Source organism: Clostridium sp. 16K-1-R1 (genome assembly GCF_023921145.1).
In the GTDB taxonomy this organism is placed as follows: domain Bacteria; phylum Bacillota; class Clostridia; order Clostridiales; family Clostridiaceae; genus Sarcina; species Sarcina perfringens.
Genome location: NZ_CP046515.1, coordinates 2,632,600 through 2,650,510, shown reverse-complemented (window position 1 = coordinate 2,650,510; position 17,911 = coordinate 2,632,600). Strand labels below are relative to the sequence as shown.

The following is a 17,911-nucleotide window of genomic DNA, read 5'->3' as shown; positions in this document are numbered from 1 at the left end:
TATTAGAATTTATTGCTTTGAAACTTTAATTTTTTAATAAACCTTAAAGAATTATATAATATGGAGGGTTCATGAAGAGAAAAGAAAAAATTATAGGTAGTTTAATAATTGCTATAATAGCCATTTTGTTTTTATTTATTGGTTACTCAAAGACAAATGATAAAAAAATAAGTGATAGTGATATGGAAAAACTATTTTTAGATATAGAGGAATCAGAAGAGAATAATGAATTAGAAAAGTTTAATGAAAAAGAATCAGATTCGAAGAAAGAAGAGAGTAATAATATTAAAGAAGAAAAAGTTAGTGATATAGAAAGTGAAAAAGAAGAAAAAGAAACTAGCTTAGGTGAAGAAAAAATAGTTGTAGAGATTAAGGGCGAGGTAAAAAAGCCTAATGTCTATGAATTAAAAAATGGAAGTAGAATTTATGAGCTTATAGAAGAAGCAGGAGGACCAACTGATGAAGCAGATTTAAGTAATATAAATAGAGCTTTATATTTAAGTGACGGACAATGTATAGTGATTAAAAATATAAATGATGTTGAAAGTGAAGAGGCAAATTTAAATGAAAGTTTAAATACTGAAGTTGCTAATAGTATTCCTGCTAATTCATCAGGTGACAAAGGTGAGAAAAATGAAAGTTCAATTATAAATATAAATACTGCCTCTAAAGAAACACTTATGACCTTAAATGGAATAGGAGAAAGTAAGGCACAGGCCATAATAGATTATAGAGATGAAATTGGCGGATTTAAAAGTGTTGATGATATTACAAATGTAAGTGGTATAGGAGAAAAAACATTAGAGAAGATAAAAGATAAAATTTCTATAAAGTAATATGATATAATGAATATTATTATTTAGAAAAGAGGTGGAGTTTTATGATAGAAAAAAGACTAACTGAGCTATCAAAGACTTCTGGCTGAGCAGCCAAAATAGGGCCGGGGGCTCTTTCAGAAATTTTAAGTAAATTACCAAAGATGAATGATAAAAATTTGATTGTTGGAATAGATACATCTGATGATGCGGCAGTATATAAATTAAATGATGAAATGGCAACAATACAAACATTAGATTTCTTTACTCCAATAGTAGATGATCCATATACCTTTGGACAGATAGCTGCAGCAAACTCCTTAAGTGATGTTTATGCCATGGGAGGAAAGCCTATAGTGGCATTAAATATAGTTTGTTTTCCTAATTGCTTAAATATGAATATATTAGGTGAAATATTAAGAGGGGGAGCAGATAAGGTATTAGAGGCTGGAGCTGTAATAGTTGGAGGACATACCGTTCAAGATGATGAACCTAAATATGGTTTATCTGTTACAGGAATTGTTCACCCAGATAAAGTTCTTAAAAACTATGGATCAGAGACAGGTGATATTTTAATATTAACTAAACCAATTGGTCTTGGAATAATAAATACAGCTATTAAGGCTAAGATAGCTTCTAAGGAAGCTTATGAAAAAGCAGTAAAAGTAATGGCATATTTAAATAAGTATGCAGGTGAAATAATAACTGACTATAATATAACATCATGTACGGATATAACAGGATTTTCACTAATAGGGCATGCATATGAAATGGCAGAACCATCTAAAAAAACCTTTAGAATCTTTAAAGATGCAATTCCATTTATTAAAGAAGCTAAAGAATATGCTAGTATGGGATTAATACCAGCTGGGTGTTATGAGAATAAAAGATACTTAGAAGGAAAATATCTTCTAAATAATGTTGAAAGTTGGATGGAAGATATATTATTTGATCCTCAAACATCAGGTGGATTATTAATCAGTTGTAAAGAGAAAGATTACATAGACATACTAACTAGATTAGAAAAGTTAGAGGTAGAAAGTGCTGTTATAGGACGTGTTGAAGATTTCAATGATGCATATATAGTAGTAGAGTAATTTTTAGGAGGATAACATGACAAAAGAACTTCTTAGAGCTTTGCCTAAGATAGATGAAATACTTGGTATTTTTAATGAGGACTTTTTAAATGAAAATGGGAGAGAAACAGTTGTAAGTGCTTTAAGAGATATAATCAATGAAAATAGGAAAGCTATTCTAAATGAAGAGGTAGATTATGCCTTAACTAAGGAAGAAGCTAAGAGTAAATGTGAGCATAGATTACTTAAAAAAAGAGAAAGAAATTTAAAAAGGGTTATTAATGGAACAGGTGTTGTTATTCATACTAATTTAGGAAGATCTTTGTTAAGCAAAGAGGCCACTGAAGCAGTTGCTTTAGCCGCTTCAAGCTATAGCAATCTAGAGTATGATTTAGAAAAGGGAGAAAGAGGATCTAGATACTCCCTTATAGAAGGTATCATAAAAGATATTACAGGAGCTGAGGCAGCCTTAGTGGTAAATAATAATGCAGCGGCCATAATGCTTGTATTAAATTCTCTTTGTGAAAATAAAGAGGTAATTGTTTCTAGAGGGGAACTTGTAGAAATAGGGGGCTCTTTTAGAATTCCAGAAGTTATGAATTTTTCAAGAGCTAAGCTTGTAGAAGTGGGAACAACTAATAGAACACATTTATATGATTATGAGGATGCCATAACAGAAGAAACTGGAGCCTTTCTAAAAGTTCATAGCTCAAACTTTAAAATAGTAGGTTTTACTAAGAGTGTAAGTGCTAATGAGATATGTAACTTAGCAAGGGAAAAGGATATACCTGTAATAGAGGACATTGGAAGTGGTGTTTTAATTGATTTAAGCAAATATGGATTAGAAAAAGAGCCTACAGTAATAGAAAGTTTAGAAGATGGAGTAGATGTTGTAACATTTTCTGGAGATAAGATGCTTGGTGGAGCGCAGGCTGGGATTATTGTAGGTAAAAAGAAATTCATAGATAAAATAAAAAGGAATCAATTAACTAGAGCTCTAAGAGTTGATAAATTTACTTTAGCTGCTTTAGAAATTACTTTAAAACATTATTTAAATGAAAAAGAGGCAATTGAAAAAATACCAACTCTTCATATGATGACTTTAGATTTAAAGGAAATAAAAGAAAGAGCTAATAGACTTTATAAGAATTTAGAAAGATTAAATAAGTTCTATAAATTTTCTATAGAAGAAGGTGAATCAACAGTTGGTGGAGGTTCAATGCCAGATAGTAAATTAAGTACTTATTTACTTAGAATAGATTCAGATAGCATAAATGAAGTTAATTTAGAAAGAGAGCTAAGAGAATATAAAATACCTATAATAACTAGAGTTTATAAAGGGGCAGTTTATATAGATCTTAGAACAATCTTAGAAGATGATTATGAAGTCATATTTAATGCTTTAAAGGAAATAGGTGAAAAATAGATGAAACATGTGATTATAGGAACATCAGGGCATATAGATCATGGTAAAACAACTCTTATAAAGGCTTTAACAGGTAGGGAAACTGATAAGCTTGATGAAGAAAAGAAAAGAGGTATATCAATTAACTTAGGGTTTACTTTCTTTGATTTGCCTTCAGGAAAAAGAGCAGGCATAATAGATGTTCCAGGGCATGAAAAATTCATCAAAAATATGTTAGCAGGAGCTACATCACTAGATGTAGTTCTTCTAATTATTGCCCTAGATGAAGGAATAATGCCTCAAACAAAGGAACATTTAGAAATATTAGAACTTTTAGAAGTTAAAAAGTGTATAGTTGCTTTAACTAAAAGGGATTTAGTTGATGAAGAATGGGCAGAAATGATAAAAGAAGATATAAAGAATTATTTAAAATCAACTAGTTTTAAAGATGCAACCATGATAGAGGTTTCTTCTAAAACTAAAGAAGGAATTGATGAATTAATAACTGAGATAGATAGTGCAGTAGAAGAAATAGAGCAAAAGGATAAGGAAGGCCATTTTAGACTAGCTGTTGATAGAAGCTTTTCAGTAAGTGGATTTGGAACAGTAGCTACAGGAACTATATTAAGTGGAAGTGTAAAATTAGGCGATTTAGTCCAAATTAATCCAAGTGGAATAGAAGCTAGAGTTAGAAATATTCAAGTTCATGATGAGAATGTTGAAATGGGGGAAGCTGGTCAAAGATGTGCATTAAACTTATCAGGAGTTACTAAAGAGGAAGTAACTAGAGGAATGGTTGTGTGTACTTCTAATACCATTCAGCCATCTTACATGGTAGATTGTAAGTTTAGATACTTAAAGTCTAATGAAAAAAACTTAGTTAATAGACAGAGAGTAAGAATATATCATGGTACATCAGAGATATTTGGAAGAATAGTCCTACTTGATAAAGAAGAGGTAAAGCCTGGTGAAGAGGCATATATACAGTTAAGACTAGAAAGTGAAATATGTGCTCAAAAGGGTGATAACTTAGTTATAAGAAATTATTCTCCTATGACAACCTTAGGTGGAGGTAAAATAATAAATCCCGTAGCAAAAAAAGCTAAAAGGTTTAAAGAGGATTATTTAAATGAACTAAAGCTTATGGAAAAAGGAAGCATAGAGGACATAGTTGAAAATGTAGTACTATCTTTAAGTGAAACCTTCCCAAATTCACAAGAGGTTATAAAAGGATTAGGAAGAAATATAGAAAATATAGATTTTATATTGGAAAAGCTTTGTGAGGATAAGAAAATTATAGGAATAGATAATGGTAAATCAAAAGTATTTATTCATAATAAATTTTTCACTAAAAAGAGTGAAGAAATTTATGAAATTCTAAGAAGATTCCATGAAGAAAATCCATTAAAAGTAGGGATGAATAAAGAAGAACTTAGAAGTAAGAGTTTTTCAAATAAGATTAAGCAAAAAATATTCCAAAGTTTCTTAGAACTTATGAAGGAAAAAGAGATAATAAAGGAAGGGATTAATATAATTTCACTAAAGGATTTTGAGATAAAACTAACAAAAGCTCAAAAGGGGATTAGGGAAAAAATATTAAAAGCTTATTTAGAAAGTGGAATAGTTTCTCCAAAGATAAAAGAGCTCATTGAAGATAAAAAGTTAGAAAAGGAATATATAAAAATATATAACCTTTTAATTGAAGAGGGCACTTTAATTAAACTTCCAGAAGAGGTTGTAATGCACAAAGAGGTATTACAAGGTGTTAAAGAAAAAATAATAGAATGGCTAAATAAAAATGGTTCTATTACTTTAGGAGAAACTAAGGAGCTTTTAGGTGTTTCTAGAAAGTATTTAGTAGCAATTTTAGAGTATTTAGATAATGAAGAAATAACTAAAAGGGTAGAAGATAAGAGAGTTTTAAATTAAATAGAGAGTTCTAAAAGGGAAGTTTGGTCTTATAAGCTTCTCTTTCTTATATTCATAATTAAAATGTAATAGTTTTGCCATAATAATACACTATAATTAAATAGATTTGATTTACATAAGATAATAAATATAGTATATTTAATTAATGTATTTCAGAATAATATTTAATGCTTTTAGGAGGATATTATGGACGATAACAAATTCACTAAAGAGCAAGAAAATGCTTTAAAAAGTGATGAAACATCAGTAACAAATGAGAAAATGGACTCATATGAAAAAGAAGCAGCGGTATTAGAGAGTATATCATTAGATACCAATACTATGGCTATTGATGAGGAATTTATGAATAAACAAGATAAAGACAAAAAAGATATTGGTGAAAAAGGTGAGAAAGAGACTTCTTTCTTTAAAAGAATATTAGAAGGAATTATAGATCAAACAGTAGTATTATTATTATCTTTAGCAGCCTTCTTTATAGTAGATTTGCTAATGAGACCTTTTGGCTATAAGATATCTTTAGAAGGAAGAATTCCTTTTTATTTTGTAATATTTGTTATTATGAACATACTTTACAGAGCTATAATGGAAGGTAGAAAGTTCAAATTAACATTAGGTGAAAAAGTTTTTAGAAAATAAATAATTTATTAGTAAGGGAGACAACTAATGAGAAAAGGTAATGAAATAGAATTATTAGTAGAGGGAATAGAGTTCCCTGCTAAAGGATTCGGCTTTGTAGATGGATTAAAAGTTTATGCTAAAAATACTTTCCCAGGACAAAAAGTCTTTGGTAGAGTAACTAAAAAAAGAAAAGAGTATGCAGAAATTAGAGTTTCTGAAGTAAGAGAAAAAGCTAGTTATGAGGAAGACCAAAAGTGTCCACACTTTGGAGTATGTGGAGGATGTTCTTCTCAAACAATTCCTTATGAGAAACAATTAGAGCTTAAGGTTGAACAAGTTAAAGATTTATTTAAAGAGGCTGAGGTTCCAACAGGAGAGTTTTTAGGTATAGAAACTAGTCCAATTCAATGGGAATATAGAAATAAGATGGAATACACTTTTGGAGACGAAGAAAAAGGTGGAGAACTTACCCTTGGAATGCATATGAAGGGAAAATCTTTTGGAATAGTAAATGTTGATAAGTGTGTATTAGTTGATGAAGATTTTAGAAATATACTAGATACAACAGTTAAATATTTCAGAGAAAAAGGATTACCTTTCTATAAAATAATGCCTAGAACAGGGTATTTAAGATACCTAGTAGTAAGAAAAAGTGTTAAGACAGAAGAAATTCTTGTGAATTTAGTTACTACAACTCAAATAGATTTTGATTTAACAGAGTTTTCTGAGCTTATAAAAGGATTAAACTTAAAAGGAAAATTAAAATCAATAATACATACAGAAAGTGATGCTTTATCAGAGGCTGTTATACCAGAGAAAGTAAACATTCTATATGGTGATGATTTTATAACAGAAAATCTTTTAGGATTAAACTTTAAAATATCTCCATTCTCATTCTTCCAAACAAACTCACTAGGAGCTGAAAAGCTATATAGCATAGTGAGAGATTTTATGGGGGCTGCTGACAATAAAGTAGTATTTGATCTTTATTGCGGAACAGGAACAATAGGTCAAATAGCAGCAGGAAAAGCTTCTAAGGTTATTGGAATTGAACTTATAGAAGAGGCAGCTATGGCAGCTAATGAGAATGCAAAATTAAATGGATTAAATAATTGTAACTTTATAGCTGGAGATGTAGCTGAGGTTATAAAAACAGTTAAGGATAAACCAGATATAATAATTTTAGATCCACCAAGAAGTGGGGTACATCCAAAGGCATTAGACTACGTTATAAAATTTAATGCTCCACAAATAATATATGTTTCATGTAATCCAAAAACTCTAGTAACTGACTTAAAAGTTTTAGAAGCTAAGGGATATGAAATAGAAAAAACTTTACTTATGGATATGTTCCCTAACACTCCTCACGTAGAGACAGTTGTAAAATTAAATAAGAAATAAATTATTTTATAAGCATAAATAGAATGATTTGATAAATAAATTGCCACCAATTTAACTATATAAAAGTTCATTGGTGGCAATTTTTTGTTTGCAGAAATATTTTTATATAGTAATTTGAATTTAAAGTTTAATGTAAAATTTATAGGTTTTTTATAAAGGATTAGGCAGAGAGAAAAGAGTTATTTGTAACATTATTTAAATTATAGAGTAAATTAAAATAAGAGTTAATTTTAAGAGGTGAGGAGCCATAGAATCAGTACAATGTCCAAACTTTTTAAGTGAAGATTCTCCAGATTATTTAGTTGAATATAGAGGAAATTTAAAAGAAGAGTTAGAAAAAATTCCTTATGCATGTGGAGACGCGATTACTGATACCTTAGGTGTTGTTTCAACACCACCACAGTATTTAAAACAACTAAGAAAAGATGTTCCATCAATTCTTTATATACAGACAAGAGTGCCTTATGTTTTACAGGAGGTATCTCCACAAGAAACTGATAATATCTCCACAATTGTAAATAATCCTTATTTAGGACTTGATGGAAGCGGAGTCATAGTTGGAATAGTTGATACGGGAATAGATTATCTTAATAAGGAATTTATGAGAGAAGATGATACCTCTAGAATACTTACTATTTGGGACCAAAAGAGTACTAAAAAACCTAATGATTCAGTTTATGTAGGGTCCATATTTACTAATGAAGACATAAATAATGCTATTAAAAGTAAGGCAGATGGAGGAGATCCATATGATATTGTTGATAGTAGAGATGAGATAGGACATGGAACTAAACTAGCTAGCATAATAGGAGCCCGTGGATATAATAGGAATATTAAAGGTATTGCACCTAATTGTGATTTTGCTATTGTAAAACTATTAACTTCACTTAGCTATGAAAAAGCATTTAGAGAAAATGGAATAGAGGATGTTCCAGTTTATAATGAAGCTGAAATTATAGCTGGAATAGAATATCTTAAAAATTATGCATTTAGTCTTAAGAGACCACTAGTAATTTGTTTAGCAATAGGATGCACTGAAGCAAGTCATGATGGAAGAGGACTTTTTTCTAGATATTTAACTACAATTGGCTCAATAAGAGGAGTTGCTGTAGTTGCTGGAGTTGGAAATGAGGGAAGTGCACAAGGACATGCATCTGGAGTTATAGAACTTGAAAATAGTGTTGAAAAAGTTGAATTATCAATACCGAGAGAAATAAAAAATTTTAACTTAGCTTTCTGGATTCAAAGACCTAATATAGTATCCTTAAATATAAAATCTCCTAGTGGAGAAGAATCGTCATTTATAGATGCTAAAATTTCTCTAGAGAGATCATTTAAATTTATATTAACGGATACCAGTGTTAATATTAACTATTATGTTCCTGATACCTTTACAGGAAATGAACTTATTTATATAGATTTTAAAGATATTAAGCCTGGAATATGGACTTTTGAGTTAAGAGGAGATTATATAACTAATGGAAGATATGATGTATGGTTAGCTCCAAGCTCTTTATTGCCTGAAAATACAAAATTTCTTAGCCCTAATCCATTAAATACCCTTATGGTTCCATCTACTGCTAGATATATAATAAGTGTAGCCTATTATAATAGTCAAACTCAATCTTTATTAGCAGAGTCTGGAAAAGGTTTTAATATTAATGGATGGATAAATCCAGATATAACCACTGCAGGTAAGGATATTTTGACCATGTTTCCTGGGGGTAGAGTTGGAAGAATGTCAGGGAGTTCTCCAGCAACGGCAATAATTGTAGGGGTATGTGCCTTATTATTTCAATGGGGAATTATAAATGGAAATGATAGAACAATGAATTCTAGTAAGTTAAGAAGCTATTTAATATATGGTGCTACTAGAATTCCTGGGCAAACATATCCTAATGAATATACTGGATATGGATATTTAGATTTATATGAAATATTTAAAAATATAATAGCGGTTCCTTTAGCACCTTATAGAAGTGCTAAGGTTAATGAAGATTATACTGAGTATTATTGTGGAAGGATGTTAGTTAGCGTGCCTTCTGATTTTTATTATGGAGGGGAATAAAATGGAATTTAAGTCTTCAGCTCCAGAGAACGTATTTAATAATGAAAATTATTTAAATTATTTAGTTCAGTATCAAGGTGATATTATAGGAGAGTTTAGTGGTGAAGATGGAATATATGCAACCTTAATTAATAATAGATATGCCATAATAACTATTGATAAAAACTTACAGGAATATGAAAATGATATATCTATGATTAAATATAAAAAAGAAAATGGAAGAGATGTAGAAATAGATAGCATTACTTATATAAAAAATCCAGAAGGATATGTACTTCAGGAAATAAGCCCTTTAGAGGCAGCAAATGTTGAATATGTTCAAATACAATCATACTTTAATCTAACAGGTAGAGGGGTTATTGTTGGAATTTTAGATACTGGAATAGATTATTTAAACGAAGAGTTTATGGATTCAGATGGTAATACAAGAATTTTAGGAATTTGGGATCAAACAATTTCAAGTGAGAGTTCAAGTAATGATAATTTACCTTATGGAACTTTTTATTCAGAAGAAGATATAAATAGAGCAATAAGACTTAGTAGAGAAGGAGGAGATCCATATACAATAGTTCCATCAAAAGATGAAGTGGGTCATGGAACATCAATGGCAGGAATAATTGGATCATCAGGAAAAAATCCTAGGTTAAAGGGGGTTGCACCAGATTGTAAGTTCTTAGTTGTAAAGCTTGCACAGTCACTTTATTATAAAAAAGAGTATGAAATAAACATACCTATTTATAATATAACTGAGATATTTACAGGAATACAATATTTATATTCATATTTTTTAAAGGGATATCAAAGTATGATTATATATTTACCTTTGGGAACTAATAGAGGAAGTCATAAAGGAACAAGTATGTTAGAAGAATTTTTAGATTCTATATTGATAAATAGAGGAATTGCTTTAGTTACCGGTGCTGGAAATGAAGGAACTGCATTATTACACGGATCAGGAACTATAAAACCTGATGGTCAAGTAACTACCCATGAATTTAATATAGATGAAAATCAAAAAAAGATTATTATTGAAGTTTGGGTACAAATACCTAGTATTGCTTCCATAGAAATAGTTTCACCTACTGGAGGAACAACAGGAATAATTCAACCTTTTTTTGGAAAAGGAGATAGGTATGATTTTACAATTGAGCGTACTACAGTGTTAGTAAGTTATTATGTACCTGAAGAAATTTATGAAGATTCTCTCATATTAGTTATACTAGACAATGTTCAAGCTGGAACATGGAGTTTTAAATTTAGAGGGTTAAAGGAAATAGAGGGAAGATATGATATTTGGTTGCCTCCAAGGGGAGTAAGTAAAGCTACAACTAAGATGATACCTTCTGACCCATATGGAACAGTAACTGTCCCAGGTACTAGCTCATCAGTAATAACAGTAGCTGCATATAATCAATTAAATAATACACAGTTAAATTATTCAGGGAGAGGATTTCAGGATAATTATATTGATATAATAGATGTGGCAGCAGGAGGAGTAGATGCACTTACTGTTGCACCAGATAATAAGACAACTTTAGCAAATGGTACAAGTGTTGCAGCAGCTATAGTAGCTGGAATTTGTGTTTTACTTTTTCAATGGGGAATTGTTGAAGGAAATTATCCCTATATGTTCTCTCAAACTTTAAAAGCTTTTATTGCAAGAGGTACAAGAAAGAGAAAAGGGGATACTTATCCAAATCCAGAGTGGGGATATGGAATAGTTGATATATTTAATATGTTTAATCTTACTAATTAATTTACTTTATTATATAAAATATATTTTGAAAACTTATTATATTAGATTAGATAGGAAAAATAAAAAATACTCTGATTAAACTTATTCATAAATCATATGTTTAATCAGAGTATTTAATTTATAATTATTTTAAAGTTTCTTCTATACTATCATCTACAGAGGATACAGCTGTTTCGGCATCAGCTTCAATTACCTCAGAATCATTATTAGCTCTATTATATTTTTTAGTAAATACTATAAGAAGTAATATACTAGATATTAGATAAAGAGCACCTGCTATATAGTAAGCTTTTCCATAACCAGATTCTGTCTTTAATAAAGAATATCTTGTATAGATACCAGCTACAATTCCTATAAGTGAATTAACAACTAATATAAGTGAATTATAAGCTGAAACTAAATTTTTAGGAACAAAGGTTAATGGTAAAGAACTTTGTATTGGAGCAGAAACATTTGCTATACCAGATCTTAAAAATAGTATTATACCTACTATCATAGCAACATTACTTCCAAACATAGCACCGTTAGCCATTAATAACATAAGTGGTACACAAAGTATAGTAGTTGCGGCTATGGTTACTATTGAACCAAATTTTTTTTCTAGGTAAGGGGTACAGAAGTAACCGATTACCATAGATACTGTTTGGAATGTTATGATAGATGATACAGTACCTCTGCTTATATGTAAGAAATTATTTAAATAAATTGGGAAGAATGGTGTTACCAATAAAGCACCAAATCTTACTATTCCAAATATAAGAATCCATAAGATAACATATTTATTAGCGAATAATTTGAAGTCAAAGGCTTTTTCTCCTTTTCTAGCTTGAATTTCTTCAGGAGTTTCTCTATAATCTTCACTTTTTTCTTTTAAGAATAATAGAAAGACTGAAGCTATTACTGTTAAGGCTATTGCAATCCAAAGTACAAATTTATATGAATCTGAATATGCCATTAATTGAACAGAACTTAAGGCATCTTGATTTTCTGATAAAACAGAAGCATTACCATAAGAGACACCTAAAGATTTAGCAAATTTCCAAACAACAATTTTACCATTGAAAAATGTTAAAATTGATTGGCTAATAAGGTTACAGTACATAACTCTGGAGAACATTTTAGTTCTTTCTTTTCTAGGAGTATATGATGTAAACATTACAGGATAAATACAGTCAAACATTCCTAAACCAACATTGACAACTATATATGCAAAGGTTATGATTAAACCATTTTTGCTATATATACAAACCAATAAACCAACAACTGAAAGAATAGGTGCAAGTAATATTAATTTCTTGAATCCTACTTTATGAGTTAATAGTAAAAGCATTGCTATTATGAAGGTTCCAATTGATGCATAGGTAGGAAGTGCTTTAACTACATTAGGAACAGTGATGTTTAAATAAGATAAATAAGAGTCATTAGTTATTCCTGTGACAGCCCCCATGAAAATATAACATAATATAAACATTGCACAGTTATACTTCCATCTTTTGTCCCAGTTTTCATCTTTGCTTGTAATTAGATTAACTAAACCAGCTTCCATATAAATTCCCCCAATTTTATAAATTTGTTTAAATTTTCAATTTAATAATAACTCTTTATAGATAAAAAAATCAAAACAATAAAAAATACATTAAGAAAAAAATATATAGAATAATAATTAAAGTAATAATTGGATAAGTAAAAAATTAACATAAATAGAAAATTAATAAGTTTTTAAAATAAAATTAACATTTATTCGGAATTAATGTAAAAAATCGTTTTTTAAAGATAAATTTTAGTGTAATATATAAGAAAAGTAATATAGTTATAAACATGGGAGGAGAAGCTATGATAAAGAGTATTGATAATATAGAGTTGAAGAAGGATTTAGCATATAACTTAATAAGTGATTTTGAGAATGAAGTTTACAATAAAAATATTATTGAGAGAATTATAAAGAAAATAGAGCAAATTCCATTTTATGCATATATAGAAAAAGGGAAAGAAATAGGATTTCTTTCAATGAAATCTTTAACTGAGGAATCAGCAGATATTTATTTCATAAAAATGTTAGATGAATATAAAGAGAAGGGATTTGAGGAGGAGCTTATAAATAATGTAGCAACCTTTTACAAGGAAAAAGGTTATAAGCTTTTAAGAGTTAAGATATTAGCAGATGGTAAACATGATAAATTAATAAGTTTTTATAGGTCAGTTGGATTCTTCAAGTTAGAAGAAAGGGTAGAATCAGGAGATATAGAAAATAAAGTTTTGGTTATGATAAGACCCTTAATATAGAAATTACGAATAAGCGTAGATTAGCAATAGTGCTAATTTACGCTTATTTTTTTTGTTTATTAACATATAATTTCTAATAAGTTAAAAAACTTGACATATTTCCAAAGTGTAATATAATATTAATGAAAATCATTATCAATTAGGTAAAATTAAATTAGGGGGGAACAAATTAATTTTATAAAAATTTTAAGGGGGATAAACATGTCAAATAAAAATAAAATAATTATATGATTAGCCTCATTTTTGGTTTTAATTGCTGTAGGTTTTGCTGCTAAATCAAAAATGAATGTGAAAAATAATAGTGTTATGGAGGAAGCTGTTGTTTCTAGTGCCTCTGAGAATAGTGAAGAAGCTAATGAAAAAGATAAAGATATGACTAAAGAAGAAAATTCTAATGATGATACAACTAGCAGTGCATCTAAAAATGATGAAGATGTAAACGGTGATATTAAAAATAATACAGATAGTAATATAAAAGATGCCTTAAGTAGTGCATCAAGTAAGAATAATAGTAAATCAAAAATTTCAAGTCAAATAAATTCTAAAGGTATAACTTCAAGTAAAGATAAATCAAATGCAATAAGTAGTGCTTCAATAAAAACTAATACTTCTAAAAATAGATTTGAAGCTATAAGTCAAAGTCAACCTAGTTCTAGCAAAGTAAATAAAAATAATTCAAGTAAAGATGTAATAAGCAGTGCTTCTGTAAAGTCTAATAATTCTAGTAAAACAGATGGAGCTATAAATAAAGATCAGCTTATTTCTAAAAATTCAGATGAAAATAATGTGAAAAAAGATACAGTAAGTAGTGCTTCAGAAAATAATCATGGAACAAATTCAAAAGAAAATAACATAAATAATCAAGTGGTAAGTAAAGTAGAAAATAATAGTGGTAAGGATGCTATTAGTAGTGCCTCTAAAGAAGAAAAACATAATAGTATAAAGGATTTAATTAGTAACAATAGTACAAAATCAGGTTCTTTTATAGAAAAAGCTATAAATGAAAAATATACAAAATTAGTTGATTTAGGTTGGGTTAAGTATATAGTAGTTACTTTTAATCAAGGAACTATAAATGATTATGATTTATATGTTTTAGATAATGGAAATTACAAACCTATAAATCCAAGTAATGTTGATGACAGTGGAAAAATTGTTAAATGGGAAATAGATAAATTAGGCTACAATACAATAAAAGTTAAAAGTAAGAAAACTGGAGAAGAAGGAACTTATAAGTTTGTAAAGTAAGGGGTGAAGGTAATGAATAAGAAAAAACTAAGTATATTAACAGCTATTATAGCAATATCAGCGTGTTCAATTTCAAAAACAGCTAGTGCGGCACCAAGTAAAATATTAACGTTTACTAATATGCCTGTTTGGGATTATCATCAAAGAAATTATGATAAGCATGGAAATCTTAGAATTAGCACTGCAAAAACTACATTTAATTTAAATAATGAGGAAGAAAAGGCTAGTTACATTCCTATGTTTAAGGTGGATGAAGCTGAATTAAATTCACCAATAAATATTCAATGTGAATTAAAAACTGATGAACAAAAAGATTGGTTTGAAAAAATAAATAAAGTAACTCTTGAGGATGCAACAAAGAATCCAAGTTTAGAGAGAAACTTAGAATTTGAAAAGAGCGGAAATAAAATTATTATTAAGGGAAATCAAAAGGCTTTAGATAATAATAAATTACATACTATAAAAATATATTCAGAAGGAAAAGATTGGGCTTCAATTTCTGTTAACATAGTACAAGCTGAGCCAATTAAGGTTTTAGTATCTTATCCTATGAATCCTAGAACAGGAGAGGATGTAAGATTTAAGCTTGATAACTTTAACTATGCTATTTTAAATCCAGTTAATAGAGTATTTTTAACACATAACAATATTAGAAAAGAGCTAGTTAAGTTTAAGGATTATCATGTTATTTCAGAGTACCTTACAGTTTATGCTGAAAATGTAGATACTGAAGAAGGAAATCTTTTAGAGCCAGGCAAGTACACTTTAGAAATATATGCTGATGGATTTAAAAAAGCAGAGAAGGATTTTGAAGTAATTAAAAATGAAGTTATGGCATCAGAGAAAAATAATTCTAAGGATAATATTAAAATAAAACCTGTAACTTCAAAGATAACAAATAAAGAGATTAAGCCTTCATCTGTAGATACCCTAAGTAGTGCAAGTGTTGGCTCAAGTAAGGGAGCAGATAATTCTGGCTCTGAGGAAACATCAGGTGCAAGTATTATAATGCAAACAAATTTAATTTATAACCATGATTTACTTGCAAATGCTTTAATATTAAATGAATTAGGTCTTGGAACAGAGGAATCAGAGGGGATAGCTAAAAGATTTGAGTTGAATACTATTTCTTGGGATGCAGTAATGAATGAAGATGGAACTCACATAAATGATTTTAGAGATTATCTAAATGCCGTGAAGGATGCAGCTTTAAAAGGTGATTATCTAACTTATGATGAATACATAAAGAATGAAAATAGTAAGGAATATAAGAATAGACCATATAACGTAAAAGAAGTTTTAGAGGATAATCTTTTAGGTGATGCCCAAAACTTTAGAACTGTGCTTGGTTTAGAAACTCCAAGTTTAGAGGTTAAGAGTGCAGTTATGGATAAGGATTTAATTCTTGAAAGTAGTGATGCAAATTATTTAAAAAATATAAAATCCATAACAATAAATGGTGGCATAAAAGAATTAGATAAGAGTTTATACTCTATAAAGGACAATCAATTAATAATAAATAGTAAAGTTGTTAAAGGGGATAAAATAAAAATTTTAATTTCAGCTACTGGTTATAAGGATAAGGTTATTGAGATAAAACTTGAAAAAATCTTAGATGATATAAGCCTAAAATTAGAAAAAGAATATAAAACAGGGGAAGATGTAATAGTTACAGGTTTAAGTGAAGACTTTATTAAGAATATCAATAGTATAAAGTTAGATGGAAAACTTCTACTAACTAAAGAACAAGGGGGAAGTTCTGGAAATACATACTATGAAATTTCAGAGAATAAATTAACACTTAAATCAGGCTTATTTAAAGAAGATAAAAATTATAAGTTAGAAATAGACTCAAAATATTATGGTAAAAAGGAATTGGAATTTAACATTACAAAAGGTAATGAAAAAAGTAATGAAAAAACTGAGATTATAGAAGAGAAAAAAGAATTACCTAAAATAAGTGTAAAAATTGATAGCAAATCAACATTTATGAAGAAATATGATATTAAATTCTTAAATTCAGGAGAATGGATAAATAATATAATAGGTGTTTCTGTAAATGGAGTTGAATATAAGTCAGGTCTTGTATGGGGAGATTCAAAAGACCGTTATGCTGTATATAAAAGTGATAATAATATAGGAATAGGATATGAAGGCTTTAAACAAAATGAAGATAACATAATAAAAGTTAAAGCTAAGGGTTATAATGATTTTACTTTTATAATATCTAAGGATGGACAAATAGTATTAGATAAAGAAGAAAAAGAAAGTGCTAATATTGAAGAAAAATCAGACGTAGAAAAAGAGATAGATTTTACTAACAATATAAGCATAAGCAAAGAATCAATACTTATAAAGAAATATAATATTAAATTCTTAAATTCAGAAGAATGGTTAAAGAATATAACAGATATTTCAGTAAACGAAGTTCCATATAAATCAGGGCTTTCATGGTGGGAATCAAAAGAGCGTTATGCTATATATGAAGCTGATAAAACTTTAGCCATAGGATATGAAAGCTTCAATAATGAAGGGGAGAACATTATTAAGATTAAATCAAAGGGATATAAGGAATATGCATTTATTATTAAGGATGGAAAAATAACTTTAGTTCAGGATGAAAAGAAAGTTGAAAGTGAAGATACAAATAAAGAAGCAGTTAAAAATGAGGAAAGTAAAAAGGGAGAGAGTAAAGAAGAAATAAAAGAAAAAGAAGAAGCTCAAAAGGGAGAAAATAAAGAATCCTCAATAAACAAAGATGAAGCTAAAGAAGATGCTAAAGAAAAAGAGAATGGAAAAGTAGAAAATAAGGACGGAGATAAAGAAGAAGCCAAGGAAGTAGAAGAAAAAGTGGAAGTTAAAGAAGAGGATTCTAAGAAAGAAGCAGAGAAGCAAGACGTAGAAAAAGAAAATAAAGAAATTGAAGAAAATAAACAGTCTGCTGAGAAAGATTTCTCTGGTAATATTCCAACAATAACTAAAAGCTTTTTTGGTGATAAATACGATCTTAAGTTTTTAGGAGAGGATGAATGGCTTAAAAATGTAGAGAGTGTTTATATAAATGATGTTGAATATGAGAAAAAACCTTTAATCTGGGGAGATAGTGCAGGGCGTTACAATATATTAGAGAGCGATAGTACTATAGCCATAGGAATTGGTAATTTCAACAAAGATGAAAACATAATAAAGATTAAATCAAAAGGATATAAAGAATGTACATTTATAATAAAAGATGGAAAGATAAGCTTAGTTAAATAGAAATATTTTTGGAAGTTTAATAAAAATAGTTATGGTTATGAAGAAAAATAAACT

General features: G+C 28.8%; 12 protein-coding genes. 11 read left to right on the top strand and 1 reads right to left on the bottom strand.

Going from position 1 to position 17,911, the window contains the following annotated elements; all coding sequences use genetic code 11:
- The first annotated feature begins 71 nt into the window (after positions 1-71).
- The 8 genes from GOM42_RS11705 (at position 72) to GOM42_RS11670 (ending at position 11,068) form a co-directional block, all read left to right on the top strand.
- The gene (locus tag GOM42_RS11705) at positions 72-836 is read left to right on the top strand and encodes a ComEA family DNA-binding protein (protein WP_003454885.1); all 765 of its coding nucleotides are present in this window, start codon (positions 72-74) and stop codon (positions 834-836) included.
- A gap of 44 nt (positions 837-880) precedes the next feature.
- The gene (gene selD, locus GOM42_RS11700; protein ID WP_011591056.1) at positions 881-1,912 is read left to right on the top strand and encodes a selenide, water dikinase SelD; all 1,032 of its coding nucleotides are present in this window, start codon (positions 881-883) and stop codon (positions 1,910-1,912) included.
- A gap of 16 nt (positions 1,913-1,928) precedes the next feature.
- On the top strand, positions 1,929-3,317 hold the full coding sequence (gene selA / locus GOM42_RS11695) for an L-seryl-tRNA(Sec) selenium transferase (RefSeq protein ID WP_003455025.1): 1,389 nt from the start codon (positions 1,929-1,931) through the stop codon (positions 3,315-3,317).
- Positions 3,318-5,225, top strand: coding sequence for a selenocysteine-specific translation elongation factor (selB, locus tag GOM42_RS11690; RefSeq protein ID WP_003454944.1), 1,908 nt, complete (start codon positions 3,318-3,320; stop codon positions 5,223-5,225).
- A gap of 186 nt (positions 5,226-5,411) precedes the next feature.
- Positions 5,412-5,861 (top strand): RDD family protein, encoded by a 450-nt coding sequence (locus tag GOM42_RS11685; protein ID WP_003454831.1) that lies wholly within the window; start codon positions 5,412-5,414, stop codon positions 5,859-5,861.
- 27 nt (positions 5,862-5,888) lie between these two features.
- Positions 5,889-7,244, top strand: a complete 1,356-nt coding sequence (gene rlmD / locus GOM42_RS11680) for a 23S rRNA (uracil(1939)-C(5))-methyltransferase RlmD (RefSeq protein WP_110034814.1) — start codon at positions 5,889-5,891, stop codon at positions 7,242-7,244.
- 457 nt (positions 7,245-7,701) lie between these two features.
- Complete coding sequence (locus GOM42_RS11675) at positions 7,702-9,312, top strand: S8 family peptidase (protein WP_110034815.1); 1,611 nt, start codon at positions 7,702-7,704, stop codon at positions 9,310-9,312.
- 1 nt (position 9,313) lies between these two features.
- Positions 9,314-11,068: a S8 family peptidase gene (locus GOM42_RS11670; protein ID WP_252597660.1), complete on the top strand. Its 1,755-nt coding sequence runs from the start codon at positions 9,314-9,316 to the stop codon at positions 11,066-11,068.
- 124 nt (positions 11,069-11,192) lie between these two features.
- On the opposite strand, the gene GOM42_RS11665 is transcribed toward GOM42_RS11670, so the two are convergent.
- Positions 11,193-12,614 (bottom strand): MFS transporter, encoded by a 1,422-nt coding sequence (locus GOM42_RS11665; protein ID WP_110077256.1) that lies wholly within the window; start codon positions 12,612-12,614, stop codon positions 11,193-11,195.
- Positions 12,615-12,901: 287 nt separating this feature from the next.
- Between GOM42_RS11665 and GOM42_RS11660 the strand changes: the two genes are divergently transcribed.
- The 3 genes from GOM42_RS11660 to GOM42_RS11650 all read left to right on the top strand — a co-directional run bounded on the left by GOM42_RS11660 (position 12,902) and on the right by GOM42_RS11650 (position 17,857).
- Positions 12,902-13,351: a GNAT family N-acetyltransferase gene (locus GOM42_RS11660; RefSeq protein WP_003473286.1), complete on the top strand. Its 450-nt coding sequence runs from the start codon at positions 12,902-12,904 to the stop codon at positions 13,349-13,351.
- A 243-nt stretch (positions 13,352-13,594) separates the two neighbouring features.
- Entirely contained in the window at positions 13,595-14,599 is a 1,005-nt protein-coding gene (locus tag GOM42_RS11655; protein ID WP_243447917.1) for a hypothetical protein, read from the top strand.
- Positions 14,600-14,611: 12 nt separating this feature from the next.
- Positions 14,612-17,857, top strand: a complete 3,246-nt coding sequence (locus GOM42_RS11650; RefSeq protein WP_110077252.1) for a hemoblobin-interacting domain-containing protein — start codon at positions 14,612-14,614, stop codon at positions 17,855-17,857.
- Positions 17,858-17,911: the final 54 nt, after the last annotated feature.

What these genes read in the sequence shown, in the direction of transcription:
- GOM42_RS11705 (WP_003454885.1), top strand. Translation starts at nt 72, where the DNA reads ATGAAGAGAAAAGAAAAAATTATAGGTAGTTTAATAATTGCTATAATA.
- selA (WP_003455025.1), top strand. Translation starts at nt 1,929, where the DNA reads ATGACAAAAGAACTTCTTAGAGCTTTGCCTAAGATAGATGAAATACTT.
- selB (WP_003454944.1), top strand. Translation starts at nt 3,318, where the DNA reads ATGAAACATGTGATTATAGGAACATCAGGGCATATAGATCATGGTAAA.
- GOM42_RS11685 (WP_003454831.1), top strand. Translation starts at nt 5,412, where the DNA reads ATGGACGATAACAAATTCACTAAAGAGCAAGAAAATGCTTTAAAAAGT.
- rlmD (WP_110034814.1), top strand. Translation starts at nt 5,889, where the DNA reads ATGAGAAAAGGTAATGAAATAGAATTATTAGTAGAGGGAATAGAGTTC.
- GOM42_RS11670 (WP_252597660.1), top strand. Translation starts at nt 9,314, where the DNA reads ATGGAATTTAAGTCTTCAGCTCCAGAGAACGTATTTAATAATGAAAAT.
- GOM42_RS11665 (WP_110077256.1), bottom strand. Translation starts at nt 12,614, where the DNA reads ATGGAAGCTGGTTTAGTTAATCTAATTACAAGCAAAGATGAAAACTGG.
- GOM42_RS11660 (WP_003473286.1), top strand. Translation starts at nt 12,902, where the DNA reads ATGATAAAGAGTATTGATAATATAGAGTTGAAGAAGGATTTAGCATAT.
- GOM42_RS11650 (WP_110077252.1), top strand. Translation starts at nt 14,612, where the DNA reads ATGAATAAGAAAAAACTAAGTATATTAACAGCTATTATAGCAATATCA.